The organism is Sphingopyxis sp., assembly GCF_034380315.1.
Lineage (GTDB): Bacteria > Pseudomonadota > Alphaproteobacteria > Sphingomonadales > Sphingomonadaceae > Sphingopyxis.
Window position 1 is genome coordinate 38,678 of the sequence record NZ_JAXMPB010000003.1, and the last position, 24,303, is coordinate 62,980.

Annotated in this window: 24 protein-coding genes and 1 tRNA gene; 17 read left to right on the plus strand and 8 right to left on the minus strand. The window is 63.8% G+C overall.

Annotated elements, in window-relative coordinates; genetic code table 11:
- Positions 1–53: 53 nt before the first annotated feature.
- Positions 54–746, plus strand: a complete 693-nt coding sequence (radC, locus tag U0S50_RS06135; protein WP_322307892.1) for a RadC family protein — start codon at positions 54–56, stop codon at positions 744–746.
- 247 nt (positions 747–993) lie between these two features.
- Positions 994–1,407 carry a nucleoside diphosphate kinase regulator gene (rnk, locus tag U0S50_RS06140; RefSeq protein ID WP_322307893.1) on the plus strand — a complete coding sequence of 138 codons (414 nt, stop codon included), beginning with the start codon at positions 994–996 and terminating at the stop codon, positions 1,405–1,407.
- Between the two features lie 84 nt (positions 1,408–1,491).
- Here rnk and U0S50_RS06145 read toward each other — a convergent pair whose 3' ends face one another.
- Positions 1,492–1,932: a calcium-binding protein gene (locus U0S50_RS06145; RefSeq protein WP_322307894.1), complete on the minus strand. Its 441-nt coding sequence runs from the start codon at positions 1,930–1,932 to the stop codon at positions 1,492–1,494.
- Positions 1,933–2,135: 203 nt separating this feature from the next.
- Here U0S50_RS06145 and purB point away from each other — a divergent pair, with 203 nt between their 5' ends.
- The 8 genes from purB to U0S50_RS06185 all read left to right on the plus strand — a co-directional run bounded on the left by purB (position 2,136) and on the right by U0S50_RS06185 (position 9,827).
- Positions 2,136–3,452 (plus strand): adenylosuccinate lyase, encoded by a 1,317-nt coding sequence (purB, locus tag U0S50_RS06150; protein WP_322307895.1) that lies wholly within the window; start codon positions 2,136–2,138, stop codon positions 3,450–3,452.
- Between the two features lie 69 nt (positions 3,453–3,521).
- Positions 3,522–3,905 carry a LapA family protein gene (locus tag U0S50_RS06155; protein WP_322307896.1) on the plus strand — a complete coding sequence of 128 codons (384 nt, stop codon included), beginning with the start codon at positions 3,522–3,524 and terminating at the stop codon, positions 3,903–3,905.
- A gap of 10 nt (positions 3,906–3,915) precedes the next feature.
- Positions 3,916–4,590, plus strand: a complete 675-nt coding sequence (pyrF, locus tag U0S50_RS06160) for an orotidine-5'-phosphate decarboxylase (RefSeq protein ID WP_322307897.1) — start codon at positions 3,916–3,918, stop codon at positions 4,588–4,590.
- Between the two features lie 121 nt (positions 4,591–4,711).
- Positions 4,712–5,341, plus strand: a complete 630-nt coding sequence (locus U0S50_RS06165; protein ID WP_322307898.1) for a phosphoribosylanthranilate isomerase — start codon at positions 4,712–4,714, stop codon at positions 5,339–5,341.
- Complete coding sequence (gene trpB / locus U0S50_RS06170; protein WP_322307899.1) at positions 5,338–6,549, plus strand: tryptophan synthase subunit beta; 1,212 nt, start codon at positions 5,338–5,340, stop codon at positions 6,547–6,549. Before U0S50_RS06165 ends, trpB begins: the two co-directional genes overlap by 4 nt.
- 205 nt (positions 6,550–6,754) lie before the next feature.
- Positions 6,755–7,546 (plus strand): tryptophan synthase subunit alpha, encoded by a 792-nt coding sequence (gene trpA, locus U0S50_RS06175; RefSeq protein ID WP_322307900.1) that lies wholly within the window; start codon positions 6,755–6,757, stop codon positions 7,544–7,546.
- Positions 7,543–8,394: an acetyl-CoA carboxylase, carboxyltransferase subunit beta gene (accD, locus tag U0S50_RS06180; RefSeq protein ID WP_322307901.1), complete on the plus strand. Its 852-nt coding sequence runs from the start codon at positions 7,543–7,545 to the stop codon at positions 8,392–8,394. Before trpA ends, accD begins: the two co-directional genes overlap by 4 nt.
- A gap of 119 nt (positions 8,395–8,513) precedes the next feature.
- On the plus strand, positions 8,514–9,827 hold the full coding sequence (locus U0S50_RS06185; protein WP_322307902.1) for a folylpolyglutamate synthase/dihydrofolate synthase family protein: 1,314 nt from the start codon (positions 8,514–8,516) through the stop codon (positions 9,825–9,827).
- Positions 9,828–9,839: 12 nt separating this feature from the next.
- Here the strand turns inward: U0S50_RS06185 and U0S50_RS06190 are convergent, their stop codons facing one another.
- Together U0S50_RS06190 and U0S50_RS06195 are read right to left on the minus strand one after the other, a co-directional pair.
- Entirely contained in the window at positions 9,840–11,261 is a 1,422-nt protein-coding gene (locus tag U0S50_RS06190) for an AmpG family muropeptide MFS transporter (RefSeq protein ID WP_322307903.1), read from the minus strand.
- 110 nt (positions 11,262–11,371) lie between these two features.
- On the minus strand, positions 11,372–11,809 hold the full coding sequence (locus U0S50_RS06195; protein WP_322307904.1) for a response regulator: 438 nt from the start codon (positions 11,807–11,809) through the stop codon (positions 11,372–11,374).
- Between the two features lie 156 nt (positions 11,810–11,965).
- Here U0S50_RS06195 and U0S50_RS06200 point away from each other — a divergent pair, with 156 nt between their 5' ends.
- Together U0S50_RS06200 and rsmD are read left to right on the plus strand one after the other, a co-directional pair.
- Positions 11,966–12,814, plus strand: a complete 849-nt coding sequence (locus U0S50_RS06200; RefSeq protein ID WP_322307905.1) for a pseudouridine synthase — start codon at positions 11,966–11,968, stop codon at positions 12,812–12,814.
- Positions 12,811–13,353 carry a 16S rRNA (guanine(966)-N(2))-methyltransferase RsmD gene (rsmD, locus tag U0S50_RS06205; protein WP_322307906.1) on the plus strand — a complete coding sequence of 181 codons (543 nt, stop codon included), beginning with the start codon at positions 12,811–12,813 and terminating at the stop codon, positions 13,351–13,353. The genes U0S50_RS06200 and rsmD overlap by 4 nt, the downstream gene beginning before the upstream one ends.
- A gap of 23 nt (positions 13,354–13,376) precedes the next feature.
- Here rsmD and U0S50_RS06210 read toward each other — a convergent pair whose 3' ends face one another.
- Positions 13,377–14,642: an MFS transporter gene (locus tag U0S50_RS06210; RefSeq protein ID WP_416194961.1), complete on the minus strand. Its 1,266-nt coding sequence runs from the start codon at positions 14,640–14,642 to the stop codon at positions 13,377–13,379.
- On the opposite strand from U0S50_RS06210, the gene U0S50_RS06215 reads away from it, so the two are divergent.
- The 4 genes from U0S50_RS06215 (at position 14,630) to U0S50_RS06230 (ending at position 20,293) form a co-directional block, all read left to right on the plus strand.
- Positions 14,630–15,679 (plus strand): Rossmann-like and DUF2520 domain-containing protein, encoded by a 1,050-nt coding sequence (locus U0S50_RS06215; RefSeq protein WP_416194962.1) that lies wholly within the window; start codon positions 14,630–14,632, stop codon positions 15,677–15,679. The two genes, U0S50_RS06210 and U0S50_RS06215, sit on opposite strands and share 13 nt — an antisense overlap.
- 107 nt (positions 15,680–15,786) lie before the next feature.
- On the plus strand, positions 15,787–18,090 hold the full coding sequence (locus U0S50_RS06220) for an ATP-dependent helicase (RefSeq protein ID WP_322308262.1): 2,304 nt from the start codon (positions 15,787–15,789) through the stop codon (positions 18,088–18,090).
- A 74-nt stretch (positions 18,091–18,164) separates the two neighbouring features.
- Positions 18,165–19,019 (plus strand): DUF4349 domain-containing protein, encoded by an 855-nt coding sequence (locus U0S50_RS06225; protein ID WP_322307909.1) that lies wholly within the window; start codon positions 18,165–18,167, stop codon positions 19,017–19,019.
- 110 nt (positions 19,020–19,129) lie between these two features.
- On the plus strand, positions 19,130–20,293 hold the full coding sequence (locus U0S50_RS06230; RefSeq protein ID WP_322307910.1) for an acyl-CoA dehydrogenase family protein: 1,164 nt from the start codon (positions 19,130–19,132) through the stop codon (positions 20,291–20,293).
- Between the two features lie 18 nt (positions 20,294–20,311).
- Here the strand turns inward: U0S50_RS06230 and U0S50_RS06235 are convergent.
- Positions 20,312–20,404, minus strand: a tRNA-Ser gene (locus U0S50_RS06235).
- A gap of 240 nt (positions 20,405–20,644) precedes the next feature.
- Between U0S50_RS06235 and U0S50_RS06240 the strand changes: the two genes are divergently transcribed.
- The gene (locus tag U0S50_RS06240) at positions 20,645–21,421 is read left to right on the plus strand and encodes a DUF1134 domain-containing protein (protein WP_322307911.1); all 777 of its coding nucleotides are present in this window, start codon (positions 20,645–20,647) and stop codon (positions 21,419–21,421) included.
- A gap of 165 nt (positions 21,422–21,586) precedes the next feature.
- Here the strand turns inward: U0S50_RS06240 and U0S50_RS06245 are convergent, their stop codons facing one another.
- The 3 genes from U0S50_RS06245 to U0S50_RS06255 are packed head-to-tail and all read right to left on the minus strand — an operon-like array spanning position 21,587 to position 24,291.
- Positions 21,587–22,141 (minus strand): adenine phosphoribosyltransferase, encoded by a 555-nt coding sequence (locus U0S50_RS06245; RefSeq protein WP_322307912.1) that lies wholly within the window; start codon positions 22,139–22,141, stop codon positions 21,587–21,589.
- Positions 22,142–22,166: 25 nt separating this feature from the next.
- Positions 22,167–22,976, minus strand: a complete 810-nt coding sequence (locus U0S50_RS06250; RefSeq protein ID WP_322307913.1) for a cytochrome c1 — start codon at positions 22,974–22,976, stop codon at positions 22,167–22,169.
- 31 nt (positions 22,977–23,007) lie between these two features.
- Positions 23,008–24,291, minus strand: a complete 1,284-nt coding sequence (locus U0S50_RS06255; RefSeq protein WP_322307914.1) for a cytochrome b/b6 — start codon at positions 24,289–24,291, stop codon at positions 23,008–23,010.
- Positions 24,292–24,303: the final 12 nt, after the last annotated feature.

Genomic DNA, 24,303 nt, shown 5'->3' on the forward strand with positions numbered 1-24,303 from the left:
AAGCCGACTCTATGACCGTTGAGTAGCGCCGACAAGGCGGTTATTCCCCGGTCATGGCAGACATGCCCGCCGCCGCCGCCGCCGACCATGCGGGTCACCGCTCCCGCCTGCGCGCCCGGTTGCTCTCCGATCCCGGAAGCCTCGCCGATTATGAACTGGTCGAATATCTGCTCGCGCTCGCCATCCCGCGCCGCGATACCAAGCCGCTCGCAAAGGCCCTGCTTCGCGAATTTGGATCGGTATCGCAGATCATCAGCGCCGACCCGCAATCGCTGCGCCGGGTCGATGGCCTCGGCGATACGGGCATTACGGCGCTGAAGATCGTCCAGGCCGCCAGCCTGTTCCTGTTAAAGGAAGATTTTCGCGACAAGCCGCTACTTTCCAGTTGGGATGCGCTGCTAGACTGGCTGCGCGCCGACATGGGCCCCATCGACATCGAACGTGTCCGCGTTCTTTACCTGAACAACCGCAACATGCTGATCCGCGACGAAATGGTCAGCGAAGGATCGATCGATCAATCGGCCATCTATGTGCGCGAGATTATCCGGCGCGCCCTGGAACTCGGGGCTTCCGCACTGATCATCGTCCACAACCACCCAAGCGGCAACCCGGAACCCAGCCGACAGGATATCGCCATCACCCGCGACCTTGCCGAAGCCGCGGCAAAGCTGGGCATTGTCCTGCACGACCATATCGTCATCGGCGGCTCCCACCATCGCAGCCTGCGATCGATGGGCTTGCTGTAACAAAGCTTTCGGCGTTCCCGTCGCGCCCCCGGCGATTTGTCCGTTTGACTTGGCAACGTCGCCGCACCATCATCGCGTGATGCAGACTCGGATCGGCTTTCTTCGCTTTCGCCTCCACGGAGGTCAGCTTCTCGCGGGCATTTAGCCCCGGGTTCCGGCGTCCCCGTGGCCCGAGCCCGGGGTGAACCGAATAAAGATACTGCCGCGGGCGCCGGTGATGCGCCCCCCCTGTCTCGAAAGCCAAGTCATGACCACGCAACTCGCGGCCCGTCGGCCGCGCATCCACATGATCGACACCGAAGCCGATGCGCTGACCAGCCTTGCGCTCAGCAAGGAAGAACAACTGCCGCAGGTGTCCGAACTGCTGCTGGGCGAAATCGAACGCGCGACCGTCCACAGCGCGGCGAAGTTTCCAGGCGATATCGTCGCCATGGGATCGACCGTCACCTTTATCGACGAAGCGAACGGCGCGGAACGCACCGTGCGCCTTGTCTATCCGGGGGAAGCGGACATCGCGAACGGACGCATTTCCATTCTGACGCCGATCGGCGCGGGATTGATCGGCCTGCGCAAGGGCCAATCGATTCCGTGGCCCGACCGCGACGGGCACAAGCGAAACCTCACGATCGTCGAGGTCGAACAGGCCGCCAGACAGGGTTAAGCGGGCGGTCGCCCGAGCGTTTCCCATAGCGAAGTGCAGCCGCCGGATCGCTCCGACGGCTGCACCGTGCCGCAGCGATGCCTATCAGGCGCCGCGCGACAGGAAGCTGGTCAGTTCCGCCTTGTTGACGCCGCCAGACTTGTCGGCATCGGCGGCGCCGAAGGCTTGACCGATCCAGCTTTTGACAGCTTCCGATTCGGTATCCACACCCGGCTCGGTCGCCGCACGCAGTTTCTTCATCCACGCAGCAAATTCGCTCTCGTCGAGATCGCCGTTCGCATCGCCGTCGTAGCTAGCGAATTCACTTTCGACGATCTTTGCCACCTGTGCGGGGGTGGCCGTCGTGCCCGATGGTGCGGGCTGCGCGGATACCGGATCGCTGCTCGCGGGTTCGGCCGGGGCCGGTTCCGCCATAGGCTCGACCTGCTCGGTCGGCGGGCTGCTGTCGTCCGAAGCGGGCGTTGCTTGCGCCAATGCCGGGGCGCTGATCGCGGCCGCACCGATCAAAAGAACTTGCTTCAACATTCGAAATCTCCTGTAGCGGCGGCAGGTTCGCCGGAGCATCTGACCCACCGCCTTGTCTGAAGGGGCATGGGGTCAACGGCGGGCACAAACGGGAAGTTGCGAGATGGCGGTGATTGGCGAAGCGGCCCGCCGCTGCTAGGGGGCGCCTAAGCGCGGTTCCGCTTCGAATCCGCGACAAGCCGACAAAAAGGAAGGAATTTCAAATGGTCCCGCGTTACGCCAGGCCGGATATGACCGCGATCTGGTCGGCCGAGAATCGCTTTCGCATCTGGTTCGAGATCGAAGCGCACGCCACCGATGCCCTCGCCGAGCTGGGAACCGTTCCGAAATCCGCCGCCAAGGCCCTGTGGGACTGGTGGGCCACCAACCCGAAAATCGACGTCGAGGCGATCGACGCGATCGAAGCGGTGACGAAGCATGACGTCATCGCCTTTCTGACCTGGGTGGCTGAAAATGTCGGCGACGAAGCGCGCTTCATGCACCAGGGCATGACCTCTTCGGACGTCCTCGACACCTGCCTTGCCGTCCAGCTTGCCCAGGCGGCCGACATTTTGCTCGCCGACCTCGATGCGCTGCTCGCCGCGATCAAGCGCCGCGCCTATGAGCACAAGCTGACCCCGACGATCGGCCGCAGCCACGGCATCCACGCCGAACCCGTCACCTTCGGGCTCAAGCTGGCACAGGCCTATGCCGAATTTTCGCGCTGCAAGGCTCGCCTTGTCGCCGCACGCGCCGAAATCGCGACCTGCGCCGTATCGGGCGCGGTCGGAACCTTCGCCAACATCGATCCGCGTGTCGAGGCACATGTCGCGGAAAAGCTGGGCCTCGCTGTCGAGCCGGTGTCGACGCAGGTGATACCCCGCGATCGCCACGCGATGTTCTTTGCCACGCTCGGCGTTATCGCCGGGTCGATCGAGCGCCTCGCGACCGAAGTGCGCCATTTGCAGCGTACCGAGGTGCTGGAGGCCGAGGAATATTTCTCGCCCGGCCAAAAGGGTTCGTCGGCCATGCCGCACAAGCGCAACCCGGTGCTCACCGAAAATCTGACCGGCCTCGCGCGCATGGTGCGCAGCGCCGTCACCCCGGCGCTCGAAAATGTCGCGCTGTGGCACGAACGCGACATCAGCCATTCGTCGGTCGAACGCTTCATCGGGCCCGATGCCACCATCACGCTCGATTTCGCGCTCGCGCGGCTGACCGGAGTGGTCGACAAGCTGCTCGTCTATCCTGAGCGGATGCAGAAAAACCTCGACCGCATGGGCGGGCTGGTTCATTCGCAGCGCGTGCTGCTGGCACTCACCCAGGCGGGCGCGAGCCGCGAGGACAGCTATCGCCTCGTCCAGCGTAACGCGATGAAAGTATGGGAAAGCGATGGCCAGCTGTCGCTGCTCGATCTGCTCAAGGGCGATACCGACGTCACCGCGCGTCTGTCAGCCGATCAGCTGACCGAACTTTTCGATCTCGGCTATCATATGAAGCATGTCGACACGATCTTCGACCGGGTGTTCGAAGGCGGATAGGCCAAGGCTGGAAAACCCGGAAAAACTCGCCTAGAAATGGGCCAGGGACCGAACGAGGAGCAAGATATAGTGGGCATCCTGCGAACGATCATCTGGGTTTTCCTGACCGTCATCCTTGTCGTGTTCGCGATGGCGAACTGGAGTCCGGTGACGGTAACGATCTGGCCCGGCCAGGTGCTCGACACCAAATTGCCGGTGCTGATTTTCGCCGCCTTCCTGATCGGCAGCCTTCCGATGTGGGTGGCCTTGCGCACGACACGCTGGTCGATGCGCCGCCGTCTCGATAGCAGCGAACGCCAACTGTCCGACCTGCGCGCCATGGCCAACCGCGCGTCGGACCCGGCACCATCAGCCAGCCCGGCGCCGACCACGGCCGCCACCGCTCCTTCGGCATCGGCCGGCACTGCCGCGCCATCGCCCACACCGCCGCCCTCGCCCCTCGACATTCCATGACGGACACAACATGAGCTCCCCTCTTTATCTCGCCATCGACACCCCGCATCTTGACGCCGCATTGACGCTGGCGCAGCGGGTCCGCCACCATGTCGGGGGTCTGAAACTGGGGCTCGAATTTTTCTGTGCCAATGGCCATCATGGCGTGCACGAAATGGCGAAGATCGGGCTTCCCATCTTTCTCGACCTCAAGCTGCATGACATTCCGAACACGGTGGCAAAGGCAATCCAGGCGTTGCGGCCGCTGGAGCCCGCGATCCTGACGGTTCATGCTGCGGGCGGCCGCGCCATGATGGAAGAGGCAAAGGCCGCCGCTGGCCTGAATACCAAGGTGGTCGGCGTCACCGTGCTCACCAGCCTCGACGCCCCCGACCTCGATGACATCGGCGTCAGCGGGACACCGCATGATCAGGTAGTCCGGCTGGCGGCGCTCGCCCGCACCTCCGGACTCGATGGCATCGTCTGTTCGGGACAGGAAGTGAAGGCCGCGCGCAAGGCGTGGCCGGGCGGTTTCTTCGTCGTACCGGGGGTTCGCCCCGCGGACGGCAAGGCGGGCGACCAGAAGCGTATCGTCACTCCGGCCCAGGCAATGGCGGACGGCGCCTCGATCCTGGTCGTGGGCCGCCCGATCAGCCAGTCGTCCGACCCCGATCTTGCCGCCCGCGCGATCGAGGCAACGCTCTAGGCGAAGCCCCCCTATCGTTGGTGTCGAGCACGGCTGCGGCAAACAGGGCGATGCACGAAGGCCGCCGCCTTGGAGCCTTCACCTTCGAAGCAAGCGGCAAGCGCAGTCATTAAGGACAACCATGCCCCCTCTCGTCAAAATCTGCGGCCTCAAGACCCGTCAGGATATCGATGCCGCCATCGCGCACGGCGTCACGCACATCGGGCTCGTCCATTTCGAGCCGAGCTCGCGCCACCTTGACCTCAAAACGGCGGCTGACCTGCGCCAATATGCAAAGGGGCGGGTCCAGGTCGCCCTGCTTCTCGTCAACGCATCGCAAGCACTGACCGGGCAGGCGCTGTCGATGATCCAGCCCGACATCATCCAGTTTCACGGCAGCGAGACCCCCGAGTGGCTCGCCGCCGTCAAGCGGCTGGTGCCCGCCGAAATCTGGAAGGCGGTAGGACTGAAGGACACCGGCACGCTCGACCGCATGCAGAAATATCGCGGCATCGCCGATCGCATCCTGTTCGACGCCCCGGCACAGGCGCTGCCCGGCGGCAACGGCACGCGCTTCGACTGGTCGCTGCTGGCCGGGCACCGGCACAATATGGACTGGGGCCTGGCGGGCGGGCTGACGATCGACAATGTCGGCCAGGCGATCGCCGAAACCGGGGCGCCGCTGGTCGATGTTTCGTCGGGGGTCGAAAGCGCGCCGGGCGTCAAGGATGTGGACAAGATCGCGGCTTTCCTTAAAGCGGCGGGACGATGACCAACTTGCCCAACAGCCTTCGCACCGGCCCCGACGCGCGCGGCCATTTCGGCGACTTTGGCGGCCGCTATGTCGCCGAAACGCTGATGCCGCTGATCCTCGATCTCGAGCGTGAATATCGCAGCGCGCAAACCGACCCGGCGTTCAAGGCCGAGTTTGATGATCTGCTCAAAAATTACGTCGGGCGTCCGAGCCCGCTGTGGTTCGCCGAGCGGCTGACGAACGCGCTCGGCGGCGCCAAAATCTATCTGAAGCGCGAGGATCTCAACCACACCGGCGCGCACAAGATCAACAATTGCATCGGCCAGATCCTGCTCGCCAAACGCATGGGCAAGACGAAGATCATCGCCGAGACCGGCGCGGGGCAGCATGGCGTCGCCACCGCGACCGTCGCGGCGCTGTTCGGCCTGCCCTGCACCATCTTCATGGGCGCGGTCGACGTCGCGCGGCAACAGCCGAACGTGTTCCGCATGAAATTGCTCGGCGCCGAGGTCGTTGCCGTCGAAAGCGGCGCCAAGACGCTGAAGGATGCAATGAACGAGGCGCTGCGCCACTGGGTCGCGAACGTCCACGACACTTTCTATATCATCGGCACGGTGGCCGGGCCGCACCCCTATCCCGAGCTTGTCCGCGATTTCCAGTCGGTGATCGGCGAAGAAGCGCGCGCACAGATATTGGAGACTGAGGGGCGCCTGCCCGACATGCTGATCGCGCCGGTCGGCGGCGGGTCGAACGCGATCGGCCTGTTCCATCCCTTTCTCGACGATGAAAGCGTCGAGATCGTCGGCGTCGAGGCGGCGGGCGAAGGGCTGGATGGCAAGCATGCCGCGAGCCTCGCGGGCGGAAAACCCGGCATCCTGCACGGCAACAAAACCTATCTATTGCAGGACGAAGACGGCCAGATCACCGAAGCGCACAGCATCTCGGCCGGCCTCGACTATCCGGGTATCGGACCCGAGCATAGCTGGCTGCACGACATCGGCCGCGTGCGTTATGAGCCCGTCACCGACGCCGAAGCGCTCGCGAGCTTCCAGAAGCTGACGAAGCTCGAAGGCATCATCCCCGCGCTCGAAAGCGCGCATGCGATAGCGGCTGCCGAACGCATCGCGCCGACACTGGGCCCGGACAAGATCATCATCGTCAATTGCTCGGGCCGGGGGGACAAGGATATATTCACTGTCGCTGAGGCGCTGGGGGTGAAGCTTTGAAGCAGAGGCGACACGCGATCGCACTGTTCTGGATCGTGGGTGTAATCTGTGTGATGCCCCTGCTTTACTACCTGAACGAAATTGTGGAATGGCCTTGGCTTGCGGATCAACTCGATCAACGTCGCGGTGCTAAAATGATCGCGGCCTATCTGTTATCCCCCTTACTGCTGATTTTGTTATGGCCTAGCAGAAACGAAAGAGACGAATGACCCGCTTCGCCGCCACCTTCGCCAAGCCGCGCCCCGCGCTCGTCGCCTTTATCACCGGCGGCGATGGCGATACCGCCGCGAACCTCGACGCGCTTGTCGCGGGGGGTGCCGATGTGATCGAGCTGGGGATGCCCTTCACCGACCCGATGGCCGACGGCCCCGCGATCCAGGCTGCGAATCTGCGCAGCCTCGCCAAGGGCACGACCACCGCCGACATTTTCGCGATGGCCGCCGCCTTTCGCCAGCGCCATCCCGACACGCCGCTCGTCTTGATGGGCTATGCCAATCCGATGACGGTTCGCGGTCCCGAATGGTTTGCCGCCGAATGCGCGAAAGCTGGTGTAGACGGCGTGATCTGCGTCGATATTCCGTCGGAGGAAGACGCCGAACTCGGCCCTGCGCTTCGCACCGCCGGGGTCGACCTGATCCGTCTTGCGACTCCGACCACCGACGCCGCGCGACTGCCCGACGTGCTGAACGGCGCGGGCGGCTTCCTCTATTATGTCTCGGTCGCCGGGATCACAGGTCTGCAGCAGGCTGCGCAGGCGAGCATCGAGGATGCCGTTGCGCGCCTCAAGGCCTCGACCGACCTGCCCGTCGCAGTGGGCTTCGGCGTCCGCACGCCCGAACAGGCCGCAAGCATCGCGCGCGTCGCCGATGGCGTGGTTGTCGGATCGGCCTTTATCGATATCATCGCCGAGCATGGGGACGCCGCCGCGCCGCATGTCGAGGCTTTCACCCGCACCCTCGCCGATGCTATTCACGGCGCAAAGGAGATCGCCGCATGAGCTGGCTCGACCGCGTCCGCAACGCCCTGCCCTTCACCGCCAAGCGCGATACGGCGGACAATCTTTGGCACAAATGCCGCCAGTGCCAGCAGATGGTGTTCGTCAAGGAATGGGAAGATAATCTGAACGTCTGCCCGCGCTGCGACCATCATGACAGGATCGGCGCGAAGGAGCGTTTCGCGCAGCTGTTCGACGGCGGATTGCACGAAATCCTGCCTGCACCCGCCGCGCCCGAAGATCCGCTGAAATTCCGCGATACCAAGAAATATGTCGATCGCATCAAAGCGGCGCGCGCGCAGACCGGCGACCGCGATGCCTTTCAAAACGGGTACGGCCATATCGACGGCCGCCCGGCCGTCGTCGGCGTCCAGGATTTCGCCTTCATGGGCGGATCAATGGGCGTCGCGGTCGGCGAAGCCTTTGTCGCCGGGGTCGAACAGGCGATCAAGCGCGGATGCCCCTATATCGCCATCACCGCGGCGGGCGGCGCGCGGATGCAGGAAGGCACGCTGTCGCTGATGCAGATGCCGCGCGCCACGGTGGCGCTAGCGCGCCTGCGCCGTGCCGGCCTCCCCTATATCGTCCTCCTCACCGATCCGACGACGGGCGGCGTCACCGCCAGCTATGCGATGCTCGGCGATATCCAGATCAGCGAACCCAAAGCGCTGATCGGCTTCGCGGGCCAGCGGGTGATCGAGAATACGATCCGCGAAAAGCTGCCCGAAGGGTTCCAGCGCGCCGAATATCTGCTCGATCACGGGATGATCGACATGGTCGTCCACAGGAAGGAACTGCCAGCAACGCTGGGCCGCCTGATCGGTTATATGGCGCCGGAGAAAGCGGCCTGAACTATAACCTTTCGCCATTACGAGCGACGCGCAGCAATCCAGCGAAGTTCACGCTCATTCTGGATTGCCGCGCCGCCTTCGGTTCCTCGCAATGACGCCCTTTTGCAGGTCCGCCCGCCATGCCCGACCACGCGCACAGCTCTGATTCTGCCGTCCAGGCCCAGCTCGACCGCCTCGCCGCGCTGTCGCCAGGCCGCGACATTTTGGGGCTCGAACGCATCGCCGAACTCTGCCGCCGTCTCGGTAATCCCCAGCATCGCCTGCCGCGCACCTTCCATGTCGCGGGGACCAACGGCAAGGGATCGACCTGCACCTTTCTGCGCGCCATTCTCGAAGCCGACGGGCGCCGTGTGCACAGCTACACCAGCCCGCATCTGGTGCGCTTTAACGAACGCATCCGCCTCGCGGGCACCTTGATCGACGACGCGCATCTCGCGGCGCTGCTCGCCGAAGTGCTCGACGTCGCGCATGATTTGCACGCGAGTTTTTTCGAAATCACCACCGCCGCCGCCTTTCTCGCCTTTTCGCGCATTCCCGCCGACGATTGCATCGTCGAGGTCGGGCTTGGCGGGCGGCTCGACGCGACGAACATCATTCCCGCCCCCGCGGTCTGCGGCATCGCCTCGCTCGGCATCGACCATGAAGCCTTCCTGCTCGCGCCCGAGGCCGGAACGCCCGCCGGCGCCGCCGAACGGATCGCGTGGGAAAAGGCGGGGATCATCAAGCCCGGCGCCGCGCTCGCGACCCTTGCCTATGCCCCGCCGGTCATGGACGTCATCGCCGGCCGCGCCGCCGCGGCGGGCGTCACCCCTTTTTCCGAAGGCGAAGGCTGGTCGGTCGAGCCCGCCGAAGCTGGCTTTCGCTGGCATTCCAAGCGCCGCAGCCCCCCGATGTCGCTCCAGCCGCGCATGGCGGGGGAGCACCAGATGCGCAACGCCGGGCTCGCCATCGCGATGCTCCAGCTCGCCGACCCGTGCCCAGCGCCCGACGCCATCGCGCGCGGCGTTGCCAACGCCTTCTGGCCGGCGCGCCTGCAAAAACTGGCCCCCGGACCGCTCACCGAACTGCTTCCGGCGAACACCGAAATATGGCTCGATGGCGCGCACAACGCCGACGCAGGGAAGCATATTGCCATACATTTCGAACGCGAGCCGCGCCGCATCCATCTGGTTACGGGGATGCTGGCGAACAAGCATCCCGACGCGCTCCTTGCGCCGCTGAAATACCGGCTTTCGAGCGTCACCGTCGTCCCGGTGCCGGGGCACGAACATCATGCCGCCGCTGCCTTCGGCCCCGCCGCGCGCAGCGCCGCCAGCATCGAAGAGGCGCTGGTCGGCCTTCCCATCGATCCCGACAAGGACATCGTCCTGATCGCAGGGTCGCTCTATCTCGCAGGCACGGTGCTGAACGCGAACGGCGAACCGCCCGTCTAGGCCAAAAGCCGATCAGCCTCCCGCTGGTTTCGGCCTGTCCCCTTCAGCAAGGGCGGGTTCGTGGCCGTCATCCTCCGTGCTCGGCTGACGCACCGTCTGGACGACGAAACCCTTGCGCCACAATATCCACAACAGCAACATGCCAGGGATCGCGATGACCACGGTCACGACCCAGAAGCCAACCCAGCCAAGCCCCTCAGCCAGATAACCGCCCGGGGTCGCGAGCCACGTCCGCCCGACGGCGGCGAAGGACGACAGAAGCGCGAACTGGGTCGCCGTATAGGCAAGGCTCGACAGCCCCGACAAATAGGTCACGAAGACGGTCAGGCCGATGCCGCTGGTGAAATTTTCGGTTCCAACGGCAATGGCGAGCATCAGCGGCGAATGCCCGACGCCGGCCAGCACCGCGAACAGCAGGTTGCTGAACATCATCAGCAGCCCCGAGACAAGCAGCGCGCGCCCCATACCGAGCCAGGCGATAAAGGGCGCCCCGCACGCAGAGCCGACGATCAGCGCGACGAAACCGACCCCCTTGTTGATCGCCACGAACTCGGTGTCGGTGAAACCCAACTCGACAATCATCGGATTGAGCATTCCTTGCCCCATCGCATCGCCAACCTTGTAAACCAGGACGAACAGCAGGATCAGCACGGCGCCATTGCGGCCAAGGAATTCGCGGAACGGATTGACCACCGTATCCGTCAGCCATGCGCCGAAACCGCCGGCCAGCGCATTGGCGCGGGACGGGTCGAAACGGCCCGGCCCCGCATAAAGCGCGCCGAGCAGTGCGGGCAGCACGGCAAGGCCGGTAAAGCCATAGGCCGCCGCCCAGCCAAGATTGAACCCTTCCGGCGACGCAAGCGCGATCGTCCCGACGCCCGCGATCAGATTGCCGGTGCGATACCCGAACTGGTTCATCGCGGTGCCGTGCGGCAACTCCGCATCGGACAATATCTCGATACGATAGGCGTCGATGACAATGTCCTGCGTCGCGGACAGAAAGGCGACAGCGATCGCCCAAAAGGCGAAAGGCGCCAGATTTTCGTTCGTCGGATTGCTGGTGCCGAGATTCCAGATCGCGACGACAAGCAGCGCCTGGATGAAAAACAACCAACCCCGTCGCTGTCCAAACGCCTTGGTCAAAAAGGGCAGCGGCAGGCGATCGACCAGCGGCGCCCACAGGAATTTCAGCGTATAAGGGGTGGTCAGACCGATCGCGAAGCCGATGGTCGACTTTTCAATCCCGACCTTCGACAGCCAGAAGGTCATGGTGCCAAGCAGCAAGGTCAGCGGAAATCCGCTTGAAATGCCAAGCAGAAAAGCGACGATCGGCATCGGCTTTCGGTATGGTGAGAAACTCGGGATCACGAAAGCCAGGCCGATCACCAGTGCGATCACCGCGACCAGCACAGCCGTATCGAGCCCAAGTTGCATTTGCGTTCCCTTCCCGCACACCGCGATTGAAGGAAAAGGCCTAAAGCCTTGGCACCAAATTGGAAGCGGCTATTTATCAACCCGCCCCGGGCGCTGTGCGCTCCGACGCCCTAGGCGGCTTCGGGCCGCCAGAAAGTTTCGAGGCCGGTGATCTTTCGCGGCGCCTTGTTCTTGCAGATCATGCTCTCGATCGCCCGCAAGGCGCCGACCAGTGCCGCCGCGCCATGCGGTTTGTGCAGGCAGGCCAGCGCGATTTCGGCAGCATCGTCGGGGCACTTTCCCGTGACCAGCAGCACCGCAATACCGCGGTCGCGTGCTAGCCGTGCCACTTCTCGCCCCGACATATGGCCGGCGAGTTCCAGGTCGAGAACCAGCGCATCAATCTGTTCCGATGCGATAGCCGCCACGGCATCTTCGCCCGAATCGACCGTCGCGACGACATCATAGCCGCCATGTTTCAGCGTCCGCTCGTTATCGAAAGCGACCAGCGGGTCATCCTCGATAACCAACAGGCGCTTGATACAGGACGGGCGGGACGCGAAGAGCATAAGGTCTCCCTTTGTTCATGTGCATGGCTGCCTCCCGACGCGGGTGCAAGACCCCTTTTGCTTCCCATCGACGAAGCGACACTTTTCCGGCTATGAGCGTGGCGCGGGCGCAACAGTTGCTGCCTGACCAACGACATGAAAGCCGTTTCCGTTCCCATGACGACCCGTCGCCCTCCCCGTTCGCCCAATCCGGCCGCACCGCGCGGCAATCCACCGGGTGGCCGCCGTGCCGCCCGCGCCGCGCAGCCTCCGCGCAAGGCGGCGCCTGCCCCCGAAAACGAAGAGGGGCCGCAGCGGATTGCCAAGCTGCTCGCCCGCGCCGGAGTCGGGTCGCGGCGCGACGTCGAACGGATGATCGAGGAAGGGCGCATCGCGCTGAATGGCGAAACGATAAGCCAGCCCGCCCCGCTGCTCGCCTCGCTCGACGGCCTGACAGTGGACGGCAATCCGGTCGCGAAACCGGTATCGACGCGCCTCTATCGCTTTCACAAGCCGGCGGGATGCCTGACCGCCGCCCGCGACCCCAAGGGCCGCAAGACCATTTATGACATCCTGCCCAAGGGACTGCCGCGACTGATGCCGGTCGGTCGGCTCGATTACAACACCGAGGGGCTGTTGCTGCTGACCAACGATGGCGAGTTCAAGCGGCAACTGGAATTGCCCGCGAGCGGCGTCGAACGCACCTATCGCGCCCGCGCTTTCGGCGACATCAGCCAGACTCAGCTTGAGGATCTGGTCGAGGGGATCGAGATCGACGGCATTCGCTATGGCAAGATCGACGCCAATCTGGAACGCCGGACGGGCCGCAACCAATGGATCGAACTGACACTGACCGAAGGCAAGAATCGCGAGGTTCGGCGGGTCCTCGAACATCTGGGGTTGCAGGTCAGCCGACTGATCCGGACACGCTATGGCGAATTCGACATAAGGGACCTGGACGTCGGCGCGGTCGAAATCGTACCGCGCGATGCCTTGTTCCAATTCCGTCGCCGGATGGCGAAATGAGGGTCATCGCCGGAGAATGGCGGGGGCGAAAGCTGGTCGCCCCGCGCAACGACGCGACCCGCCCGACCGCCGACCGCACCCGGGAAACGCTGTTTTCGATGCTGGCGAGCCGCCTCGGCAGCTTTGAAGGGCTTTACGTCGCCGACCTGTTCGCCGGATCGGGCGCGCTGGGAATAGAGGCACTGTCACGCGGCGCCCAGCATTGCCTGTTCGGCGAACAGGACCGCGATGCCCTCGACGCGCTGCGCAAGAATCTGGCGACACTGGGCACGCTTTCGCGGGCGGACGTGCGTGCGGGATCGGTTCTGTCGCTTGGCCCCGCCCCGCGCGCCTATGACCTGCTGCTCATCGATGCGCCTTATGCGACCGGCGCGGGCAGCGTTGCGCTCGACAAGCTGGCGCGGCTGGGCTGGGTCGGCCCCGAAAGCTGGATATCGATCGAAACCGCCGACAAGGAAGACATCGCCGTCGCCGGTTTCGAAATCGACGCCGAGCGGCGCGTGGGCAAGGCCAGGCTGACGTTGCTGCGCGCGGCGTAAGCCGCCACCCCGGGGACGGGACCCTAACGGGCGGCCTTCGCCACCATGGTCAGGCCGATCCAACTGAGGACGCCAGCAAGCGCAAGGTAGAGCCCGACCATTTCGGTGCCGCCCCAGTCGCCCAGCGCTTGCGCAACGATCGGCGCCGCCGCGCCGCCCAATATGCCGCCGCCGTTGAACGCGACCGAAGCCCCGGTGTAGCGCACGTGAACGGGAAATAATTCGGTCAGCCAGACGCCGAGCGGACCATAGACCAGTCCCATCACAAACAGCGCGCTGGCAAGCCCCAGTCCGACAATAGCAAGCGAGCCGGAGGCGAGCGCCGGGCCGAAGATCAGCCCGATCAATATCGTCGCGCCGCACCCCCAGGTCAGCACACGCTGCGCGCTCGACGCGTCGCTCGCATAGCCCGCATATATGATCCCCGCCGCCATGAAGAGGATCGCACCAAGCTGTACCAGCAGAAAGGCTTCCTTCGGGTATCCAAGGGTCGTCGTGCCGTGCGCCAGCGCAAAGCTGGTCGCGAGATAGAAGATCGCGAAACAGGCGACGACCGCGAAAATGCCGGCGAGCGTCGTGAGCAGATGGTGACGCACCAGTTCGCCGAGCGGCACCCCCGGCGGCGGCCCCTGTTCCATCGCCTCGGCAAAAGCCGGTGTCTCTTCGATCTTGAGCCGGACCCAAAGGCCAAGCCCGACGAGCAAGGCTGAAAACAGGAAGGGAATGCGCCATCCCCATGCCATGAATTCGGCGTCGCTGAGCCAAAGGCCGAGCAGAAGGAACAGGCCGTTGGCGGCAATGAAACCGACGGGTGCGCCGAGTTGCGGGAACATTCCGAAGCGGGCCCGCCATCCCGGCGGGGCATTTTCGACCGCCAGCAGGGCCGCCCCGCCCCATTCGCCGCCTAGCCCCAGCCCTTGCCCGAAACGCAAAATACAAAGCAACAGCGGGGCCACCCATCCGACCATCGCATAGGTCGGCAGAAAAGCGATCAGCAACGTCGAACCGCCCATCAGCATCAGCGAAGCGACCAGCGTCGATTTGCGCCCGATACGGTCGCCATAATGGCCAAAAACGATGGCACCCACCGGACGCGCGAAAAAGGCGAGCGCAAAGCTCATGAAGCTGAGCATCAATTGCGCCGACGGCGATTCCGCAGGAAAGAACAGCGGCCCGAACACGAGCGCAGCCGCCGTGCCATAAATATAAAAGTCATAGAATTCGACGGCCGTTCCAACCAGGCTTGCGGTCAGCACGCGCCGATGCCTGCGATAGGGTGTTGTGTCCATTTGCGCCGCGCCCCATTTCATTATCAGCTTACGGTATCGGGCCGCTTTGGCCATGTTTGGCGAAGCGGCGCAAGCGCGAATCCCGCCGCACCATGCGATCGTGCCGCTGGCCTTGGACACAGCAGCGGCGTAGGACGCAGCCTATGACGGCAGCCCCCATGGATCGTATCGGCATTATCGGTGCCGGCCGTGTCGCACAGGCACTCGCGCTCGGCCTGGCGCCGCACGCCAGCGCGCCTCCGATGCTCTGGGCGCGTTCCAGCGAGCGGTTGCAAACGGCCCTTGCCAACGCCAGTACCGGCGCGGCTGCGCCATCGATGACCGCACTGGTCCGCGAAAGCGACGTCGTCGCAATCGCCGTATCCGACGACGCCATGGAAGCCGTCGCCGCAGAAGTTGCCGCCGCCCTGCCCGCAAAGCCGCCTCGGTTGATATTCCATGTCAGCGGGCGCAGCGGCGTCTCGCTTCTGGCCGACGCGGCCGCGAAGGGAGCGCTGACCGCCGCGATCCACCCCGCCATGACGTTCACCGGCAACCCTGTGGCCGAGGTTCAGCGCATGTCCGGCGCCTGTTTCGCCATCACCGGTTCGGCCCCGGCCGCAACCGTGCAGGCGCGGCGCCTTGTCGCGTGGCTCGGCGGCGCCGCGATCGAAATTCCCGAACAGCACCGTCCGCTCTATCACGCCGCGCTCTGCCACGCCGCGAACCACCTCGTGACACTGATCGCGGGGGCATCGCATGCCCTGGAACGCGCCGGGGTCGAACATCCGGGCGCCCTGCTCGCACCGCTGGTTCGCGCCGCGTTGGACAACAGCCTTTCCGACGGCTTTGCGGCGCTGTCGGGGCCCTTGCTGCGCGGCGATGCTCAAACGATCGAGGGGCACCGGGATGCGATCGCGTCGGACTGCCCGCGACTGCTTCCCGCCTATGACGCCATGGCCGCGGCGACGCTCGACGAACTGGCGCGACAGGGCGTATCCGGCGAGCGTTCCGCGCTTCACGAGCTTCTGGTATCACCACCTTTTGCATCCCGTTGATCGCCGACCGCACACCCCAGCTTCCAATGCAGGCAAATGACGGTTGAGAGCCCGGCTCGCACTGGACAGCGCCGCCGCTGTTCCCTAATCGTTCGCGCGTGAACAGCCTGCCCACCTCGCCGCCCGACCTGCCGCCGTCAGACCCGTCGGACCCGCCCTATATTCAGGGGCTCAACGGGCCGCAGCGCCAGGCGGTGCTGACCACCGAGGGGCCGGTGCTGATGCTCGCGGGCGCGGGCACTGGCAAGACCGCGGCGCTCACCGCGCGGCTCGCGCATATCATCGCAACGCGGCGCGCCTGGCCTTCGGAGATATTGGCGGTCACCTTTACCAACAGGGCGGCCCGCGAAATGCGCGAGCGCATCGGACGGATGATCGGCGACGCGGTCGAGGGAATGCCCTGGCTTGGTACCTTTCACAGCATCTGCGCCAAGATGCTACGCCGCCACGCCGAACTTGTCGGGCTGCAGAGCAATTTCACCATCCTCGATACCGACGACCAGCTGCGCGTGCTGAAACAGCTGATCCAGGCCGAAGGGCTGGACGAGAAACGCTGGCCGGCGCGCCAGCTTGCGGGCCTTATCGATAAATGGAAGAATCGCGGCCTTGTGCCGGGCGATCTCGATGCCGCCGACAAGGACGCCTATGCCGACGGCAAGGGACAGCATTTCTATGCGCTCTATCAGGCGCGGCTCAAGACGCTGAACGCCTGCGACTTCGGCGATCTGTTGCTTCACATGCTGGTGATCCTCAAGACCCACCGCGAGGTGCTGGAACAATATCAGCAGCGTTTCAAATACATCCTCGTCGACGAATATCAGGACACCAACGCCAGCCAATATCTGTGGCTCCGGCTGCTCGCGCAGGCGCGAAAGAACATCTGCTGCGTCGGCGACGATGATCAGTCGATCTACTCGTGGCGCGGCGCAGAAGTCGCGAATATCCTGCGTTTCGAAAAGGATTTTCCTGGTGCGACAGTGATCCGGCTCGAGCAGAATTATCGCTCGACCCCGCAAATCCTGGCCGCCGCATCGGCGCTGATTGCGCAGAACAGCGACCGGCTGGGCAAGACATTGTGGACCGAACTCGACGCGGGCGACAAGCTGCGCGTGGTCGGCGTATGGGACGGTCCCGAAGAAGCGCGGCGTATCGGCGAAGAACTTGAAAGCCTCCAGCGCCGCCGCGTGTCGCTCGACCGCGCCGCCATCCTCGTCCGCGCGCAGTTTCAGACGCGCGAGTTCGAGGATCGCTTTATCGCGATCGGCATGCCCTACCGCATTGTCGGTGGTTTTCGCTTTTACGAGCGCGCCGAGATTCGCGATGCGCTCGCCTATCTGCGCCTCGTCCAATCGCCCGCCGACGACCTCGCCTTTGAACGCATCGTCAATGTCCCGAAGCGCGGGCTCGGCGACAAGGCGGTATCGCGCATCCACCAATTTGCGCGGATCGAGCGCAGCGCGCTGTTCCACGCTGCCGCGCGGATTACCGAGACCGACGAGCTCACCCCGCAGGCGCGCCGTCAGCTTGCCAACTTCGTCGCGCAGATGCGCGGCTGGCAAGCGAAGGCGAACGAGCTGTCGCATCCCGAACTCACGCAGCTGATCCTCGACGAATCGGGTTACACCGCGATGCTCCAGGCCGACCGCAGTGCAGAGGCGGCGGGACGGCTGGAAAACCTCTCCGAGCTTGTTCGCGCGATGGAGGAATATGAATCGCTCGAGGCTTTCCTCGAACATGTCAGCCTCGTCATGGACCGCGACAATGACGACAGCGGCGAAACCGTCACCATCATGACGATCCATGCCGCCAAAGGGCTGGAATTCGACCATGTCTTCCTCGCGGGATGGGAAGATGGGGTGTTCCCATCGCAGCGCGCGCTCGACGAAGGCGGCCTCGCCAGCCTGGAGGAGGAACGCCGCCTCGCCTATGTCGCGATCACCCGCGCACGCCAGCGGGCGAGCATCTATCACGCCGCCAACCGCCGCATCTATGGCCAATGGATGAGCAGCATCCCGAGCCGCTTCATCGCGGAAATTCCGCCCGAACATGTCGAAAGCGAGAATAGTTTCGGCGGCGGTCAAAGCCTGTGGCGCGCCAATTGGTCCGCGCAGGGCGATCCCTTCGCGCATGTCGCCGAGCGCAACCCCGCGCGGACGATGACGCGCGGCCCCGCCTGGCAACGCGCGGTATCCTCCCCATCGACCGTGACGCGAGCGCCCGCGCCGAGCGAACGCAGCCCCGCCGCCTCGGTCGGCGCGAAACCGCGCAGCGACCTCGCCATCGGTATGCGGGTGTTTCACGAGAAGTTCGGCTATGGCGAGATTGTCGACGTCGACGGCAACAAGCTGGAGGTCGAATTTGAACAGGCGGGCAGCAAGCGCGTGCTCGACGGATTCGTCCGCGCCGCCTGAGGCGCATTGTCTACTTGATTGATTGTGATATGCAGTCTCCCGCGACATGCGAGTCGCGCATTGGGAGAGTCTTCATGAAAATCAAGCTCTTGGCGGGCGCGATGGCGCTCGTCCTGGTCGGCTGCGGCCAGGCTTCCGAAGAGACGTCCTCCAGCGACGCGGCCATGGCCGAAGCCGTGGACGGCCCCGACGTTCGCGTAACCGCTGCCCCCGGCGCTGCCTTCAACTATGCCTATGCATTCCGCCTCGCCGACGATCGCATCGCGCACGTTCAGGAGGAACATGCCGCCGCCTGCGAAGCGCTGGGGATCAGTCGCTGCCGCATCGCCGGCATGAATTACCGCCGGATCCGCGAAAATGAGGTCGAGGCCCGGCTGGAGTTCCGGCTCGACCCTGCCATCGCGCGCAAGTTTGGAAAGGACGCGCTCGTCAGCGTCGAAAAGGCCAAGGGCGTTCTGGCCTCGGTTCGAATCAGCGGCGAAGATGTCGGCAGCCAGATCAGCGACTCACAACGCCGCAGCGCCGACATTGGGGCCGACATTGCGCGGCTGGAGGCGCGACTGAAACAGGGCGGCATCGGCGACCGCGAACGCACCGAACTGCAACAGCAGGTTGCCGAACTTCGCGCCCGGCTCGACGACGAACGCGACACACGGCGCACCGGCGAAACGATGCTGGCGACCACGCCCGTCACCTTCGATTATGTTGGCACCGGCGGGCTTCCCGGCATCGGTTATGGCAACCCCTTCGCCGACGCCGTCAACATGCTGGTGCGCAGCGGCGCGACGATGCTGTCCCTCGTGCTGGTTGTCGGCGCGGCGCTGGTTCCCTGGGCTTTGCTGTTCGTCCTGCTGCTCGCGCTGTGGCGCACACCGCCGCTGCTCCGCGCGCGGCGCTGGCTGGCGGGGAAGACCGCCACCAAGGACTGACTCTCATCGACGGGCCGCGCCAGATGATGCGGCGCGGCCCATTCCTTTCGGGCTGGTCTTGGCCAATTCCCATTGCTATTCGAAACCGAAATATCGGGAGAATAGCCGCAATGACCCAGCCGGGAATGGACGCCGACGTCTATGACGCTTTTATCGAACAGCTCGATCGCTATGTGCGCGAACGGCTAATCCCGGCGGAGGAGCAGCTCGAGGAACTCGGCCGGGTTCCCGACGACATATTGGCGGAAATGCGCGACATGGGCCTGTTCGGCGTAACGATGCCAGTGGAATATGGCGGCGCGGGCATGAACATCAGCCAGTACGTCAATTTCATCAAGGAAATCGCCTACGCCTCCCCCGCCTATCGATCGATCGTGTCGATCAACATCGGCATGGTGTGCAAGTCGATCCTGGGCTTCGGGACGCAGCAGCAAAAGGAACATTGGCTGCCGCGGCTCGCGACGGGCACGATCGCCGCCTTCGGCCTGACCGAACCCGACAGCGGATCGGACAGCGCAGCGATGAAGACCCGCGCGGTGCGCGACGGCAATGGCTATGTGCTCAACGGCACCAAACGCTACATCACCAACGCGCCCTTCGCCGACGTCATCCTGGTGATGGCGCGTACCAATGCAGAGGCGCTACCCAAAAATGCGCACGTCAGCGCCTTCCTCGTCCCGCGCGACGCGCCCGGCGTTTCAATCGGCAAACCCGACGGTAAAATGGGCCAGGCGGGATCGCAGATCGCCGACGTGATCCTGGAGGATGTTCATGTCGATGGCGATGCGCTGCTTGGCGGAGAGGAAGGCATCGGCTTTCGCGCCGCGATGCAAAGCCTCGACAACGGCCGCCTGTCGGTGGCCGCCGCGAGCGTGGGCTATGCAAAGCGAATGCTCGACGCAGGGCTGCAATATGCCATGGAGAGAAAGGCTTTTGGCGAGCCGATCGCCAATTTCCAGCTCATCCAGGCGATGCTCGCGGACAGCAAGGCGGAAATCTACGCCGCCGAATGCATGCTCAGCGATGCCTGCGCGCGGGCCGACCGGGGCGAGAAGATCATCGTCGAAGCCGCGGCGGCCAAGATGTTCGCCAGCGAAATGTGCGGCCGCGTCGCCGACCGCGTCGTCCAGATTCACGGCGGCGCGGGCTATCTGAAGGAATATCTTGCGGAGCGCTTCTATCGCGACTGCCGCATCTATCGCATCTACGAAGGCACGACGCAGATCCAGCAACTCGTCATCGCAAAGAACATGATCCGCGATTATGTGGGATAACAGGTAATTGAGAGTAGGTGGCGGAGACGGAGGGATTCGAACCCTCGGTACGGAATCAACCCGTACGACGGTTTAGCAAACCGTTGGTTTCAGCCACTCACCCACGTCTCCGCATGGCCTGCCGCGCTAACGACAGTCTGGCCTAGGCGGGCGCTATAACCAGACCCGCATCGCCCCGCAATGTCTAACATTGCCCTTTTTTGACGTTAGGCGATCTATTTGACCGCAAATTTGATTCGTCCCGGCGCAAAATCGACTCAGGTCATCGCCGGTTCATTGCCCACACGCGAAAGTGAGTCATGATTAACGCAATATTCGGCGCGCGGCGCCGTCCGTTTCCTGGGGGATAATATGCGCAAAACGCTCAGCAGCATCGCCATATCGGCCCTTGCGGCCTTTGGCCTTGCCCTTTCACCCGTGCCCGCCGCGGCGCAGATGACGTCGATCGATCCCAATTCGGCGATCGACGCCGACCTCGACAATCCGCCACCGCCCCCTCCCCCCGCCGGGACCGATTACGCCAGCCCGGCGGACATCAACAGCGACCTTGCAACCGGCGACGAACAATATGGTCCGGTTGGCAGTGCGACGAGCGAATCCGCAGCCGCCGCCCCCGGCGCCGCCACGACCACCGTGGATCCCGCGACGACATACAAGGAAGACGATTTGATCGGCGCAGCCGAAGGCGTCTTTGGCAAGGGCGCACAGGGCCTCGCTGGCCTGATCGAAGATATTCTGAAGAAGCAGGGTGAACCCAATGCCTATATCGTCGGCCGCGAAGCCGGCGGCGCACTGGGGATCGGCCTGCGCTATGGTTCGGGCACCCTGTATCACAAGATCGAGGGAGAACGTCCCGCTTACTGGACGGGGCCTTCGATCGGCTTCGATGCGGGCGCCAACGCCGGCAACACCTTTGTGCTGGTGTACAATCTCTTCGACACCGAAGATCTCTACAAGCGCTTCCCAGCGGGCGAAGGCGCTGCCTATCTGATCGGCGGATTCAACGCCAGCTATCTGCGGCGCGGCGATGTGGTGCTGATCCCGATTCGCGTCGGCGTCGGCGCAAGGCTTGGCGCCAATGTCGGCTATATGAAGATCCGCAAGAAACAGAACTGGGTTCCGTTCTAAACCGCATGGCACCTTCGAATGCAAAGGAGGGCTCGCGCATCGGCGCGGGCCCTTTTTCTTTGGGGTGAACATCGGTGTCGGCCGCTATTCACAGCAAGCCTATCCCGTGCAGAAGAGAGCAGCGCGGTTTCCAAAGAATGCCCGAGGCGCCGCGCGGGAACGGGATCAGTCGCCCTCGAAGGCAATCAGCGTTTCGCAGCGGAGCCCTGCATCGGCAAGGCGCCCGGAGCCGCCCAGATCGGGCAGATCGATCACGAACAGCGCGGCCGCAACTTCGGCTCCGACGCTCCGCATCAATTCGGCCGTCGCGAGAATCGTACCGCCGGTTGCGAGAAGATCGTCGACCAGCACGACGCGGTGCCCGGCCTCGACCGCCCCTTCGTGCAGTTCCAGTCGATCGACGCCATATTCCAGTTCATAATCGACCCCGATCGTCACGCCCGGCAATTTTCCCGCCTTGCGAACCGGAACCAGCCCTACCCCCATGGCCGTGGCCATCGCGGCACCGAACAGGAACCCGCGCGCCTCTACCGCGACGATGAAATCGGGACGATGTCCCGCAGCCAGAACGGACAAACGCCGCACGGCTTCGGAAAAGCCGGCGGCGTCGCCAATCAGGGTCGTGATGTCACGAAACTGGATTCCGGGCTTGGGAAAGTCCGGGATGGTGCGGACCAGCGACGCAAGGTCGAGGTCCGGACGGGGCGGAAGGGCGATCATGGGGTTAATCGCCCGTCCCGGCCCATCAATGTTCCTTGTTCGCCCAGATGTTCCGGTACGACAGATAAGCAAGGATCGTGAAGATCAGCAGATAAGCCATCACAGCCCAGCCAACCTGAACGCGCTTCACCAGCTTCGGTTCGGCGGTCCATACGAGGAAGGCGGTTACGTCCTTCGACATCTGGTCGACGCTTGCCTTGGTCCCGTCGGCGTAAGTCACCTGGCCATCCGACAGCGGCTTGGCCATCGCAAGGTTCAAGTTCGGGAAATAGGGGTTGAAGTGCAGCCCTGCACCCGGCTGAAGCTCCTTCGGCAGGTTCGCCGGGGGATTCTGATAGCCGCTCAGCAACGAATAGACATAATCCTTGCCGCCTTCGCGTGCCTTGGTGATCAGCGAAAGATCGGGCGGGACCGCATTATTGTTTGCCGCGCGGGCGGCAACGTCATTTGCATAGGGCGCCGGGAAGTAATCCGACGGCAAACCGTCGCGCGTCGCCGGCTCGCCCGTGTCGGGATTCACCGAAGGAACCTGGAAGGTTTTGGCAAAGGCCTTCACCTGTCCTTCGGTATAGCCCAGGTCCTGAATGTTACGGAACGCAACCAGGTTCAGGCTGTGGCAGGCCGAACAGACTTCCTTATACACCTGCATCCCGCGCTGAAGCTGCTGCTGGTCCCAATGCGGGAACAGACCATCGCTGGCGAGCTTCAGGTGCCGCGGATGCTTGACGAAGGAATACGCGACATTGGGCTCATTCTTGAGCGGCGTCGTGACGATCGACAGCAGCAGGGCCGTAATGAACCCCAGGCCGACGAGAAAACCGAGCGGACGAACCATGGCTGTATCAGCTCCTATAAATGTCCGGCGCTCAGGCCGTTGCCGTGGCCGACGGCTTGTCGGCATGCTTTGCAAGGACAGCTTCCGTGATCGAGTTCGGCATCGGCAGCGGACGTTCGATCCGCGAAACGATCGGCAGAATCACCAGGAAGTGCGCGAAGTAATAGATGGCACCGAGCTGGCTGAGCAGCACCCACGGCTGTTCCGCCGGCTGCATGCCGCACCAGCCAAGAAGCAGGACGTCGGCAACCAGGATCCAGAAGAAGATGCGGTACAGCGGGCGATAGGTCGACGATTTGACCGGCGAGCTATCGAGCCAGGGCAGGAAGAACAGCAGCGCGATCGACGCGAACATCGCGATGACGCCCCACAGCTTTGCGTCGATCCACAGGAAGTTGAAGGTGAATGCCTTCAAGATCGCGTAGAAAGGCAAGAAGTACCATTCAGGAACAATATGCGCCGGCGTCGACAGTGCGTTGGCCGGGATATAATTGTCCGCATGGCCAAGCATGTTCGGCGTAAAGAATGTCAGCCCTGCGAAAAGGAGCAGGAACACACCCAGACCGAAGCCGTCCTTCGCGGTGTAATAGGGGTGGAAGGGAACAGTGTCCTGCTCGTCCTTCACCTCGATGCCGGTCGGATTGCTCGAACCCGGAATATGCAGCGCCCAGATGTGCAGGATCACCACGCCCAGGATCACGAAGGGCAGCAGATAGTGCAGCGAGAAGAAGCGATTCAGTGTCGCATTGTCGGGAACGAACCCGCCCAACAGCCACTGGCGCACCGGCTCGCCGACGATCGGTATCGCCGAGAAAAAGCCCGTGATGACCTGCGCGCCCCAGAAGCTCATCTGCCCCCAGGGAAGAACATAGCCCATGAAGGCGGTCGCCATCATCAGCAGGAAGATCACGACGCCGAGCAGCCACACCATCTCGCGCGGCGCCTTGTACGAACCATAGTACAGACCGCGGAAAATATGGAGATAGACGACAATGAAGAACATGCTGGCGCCGTTCATGTGCGCATAGCGAATGAACCAGCCGGAATTCACGTCGCGCATGATATGCTCGACCGAATTGAAAGCGACACCGGCATTGGCGGCATAGTGCATCGCCAGCACGATACCGGTGATGATCTGGATCGCCAGCGCGGCACCGGCGAGAACACCAAAGTTCCAGAAATAGTTGAGGTTGCGGGGGACCGGATAACCGGCGCCGATCGCATTATAGACAAGACGCGGCAGCGGCAGCTTCTCGTCCAGCCACTTCATCAGCGGCTGCTGCGGTTCATAATTCTTGGCCCAGGGAAAGCTCATCTTATCTCGCTC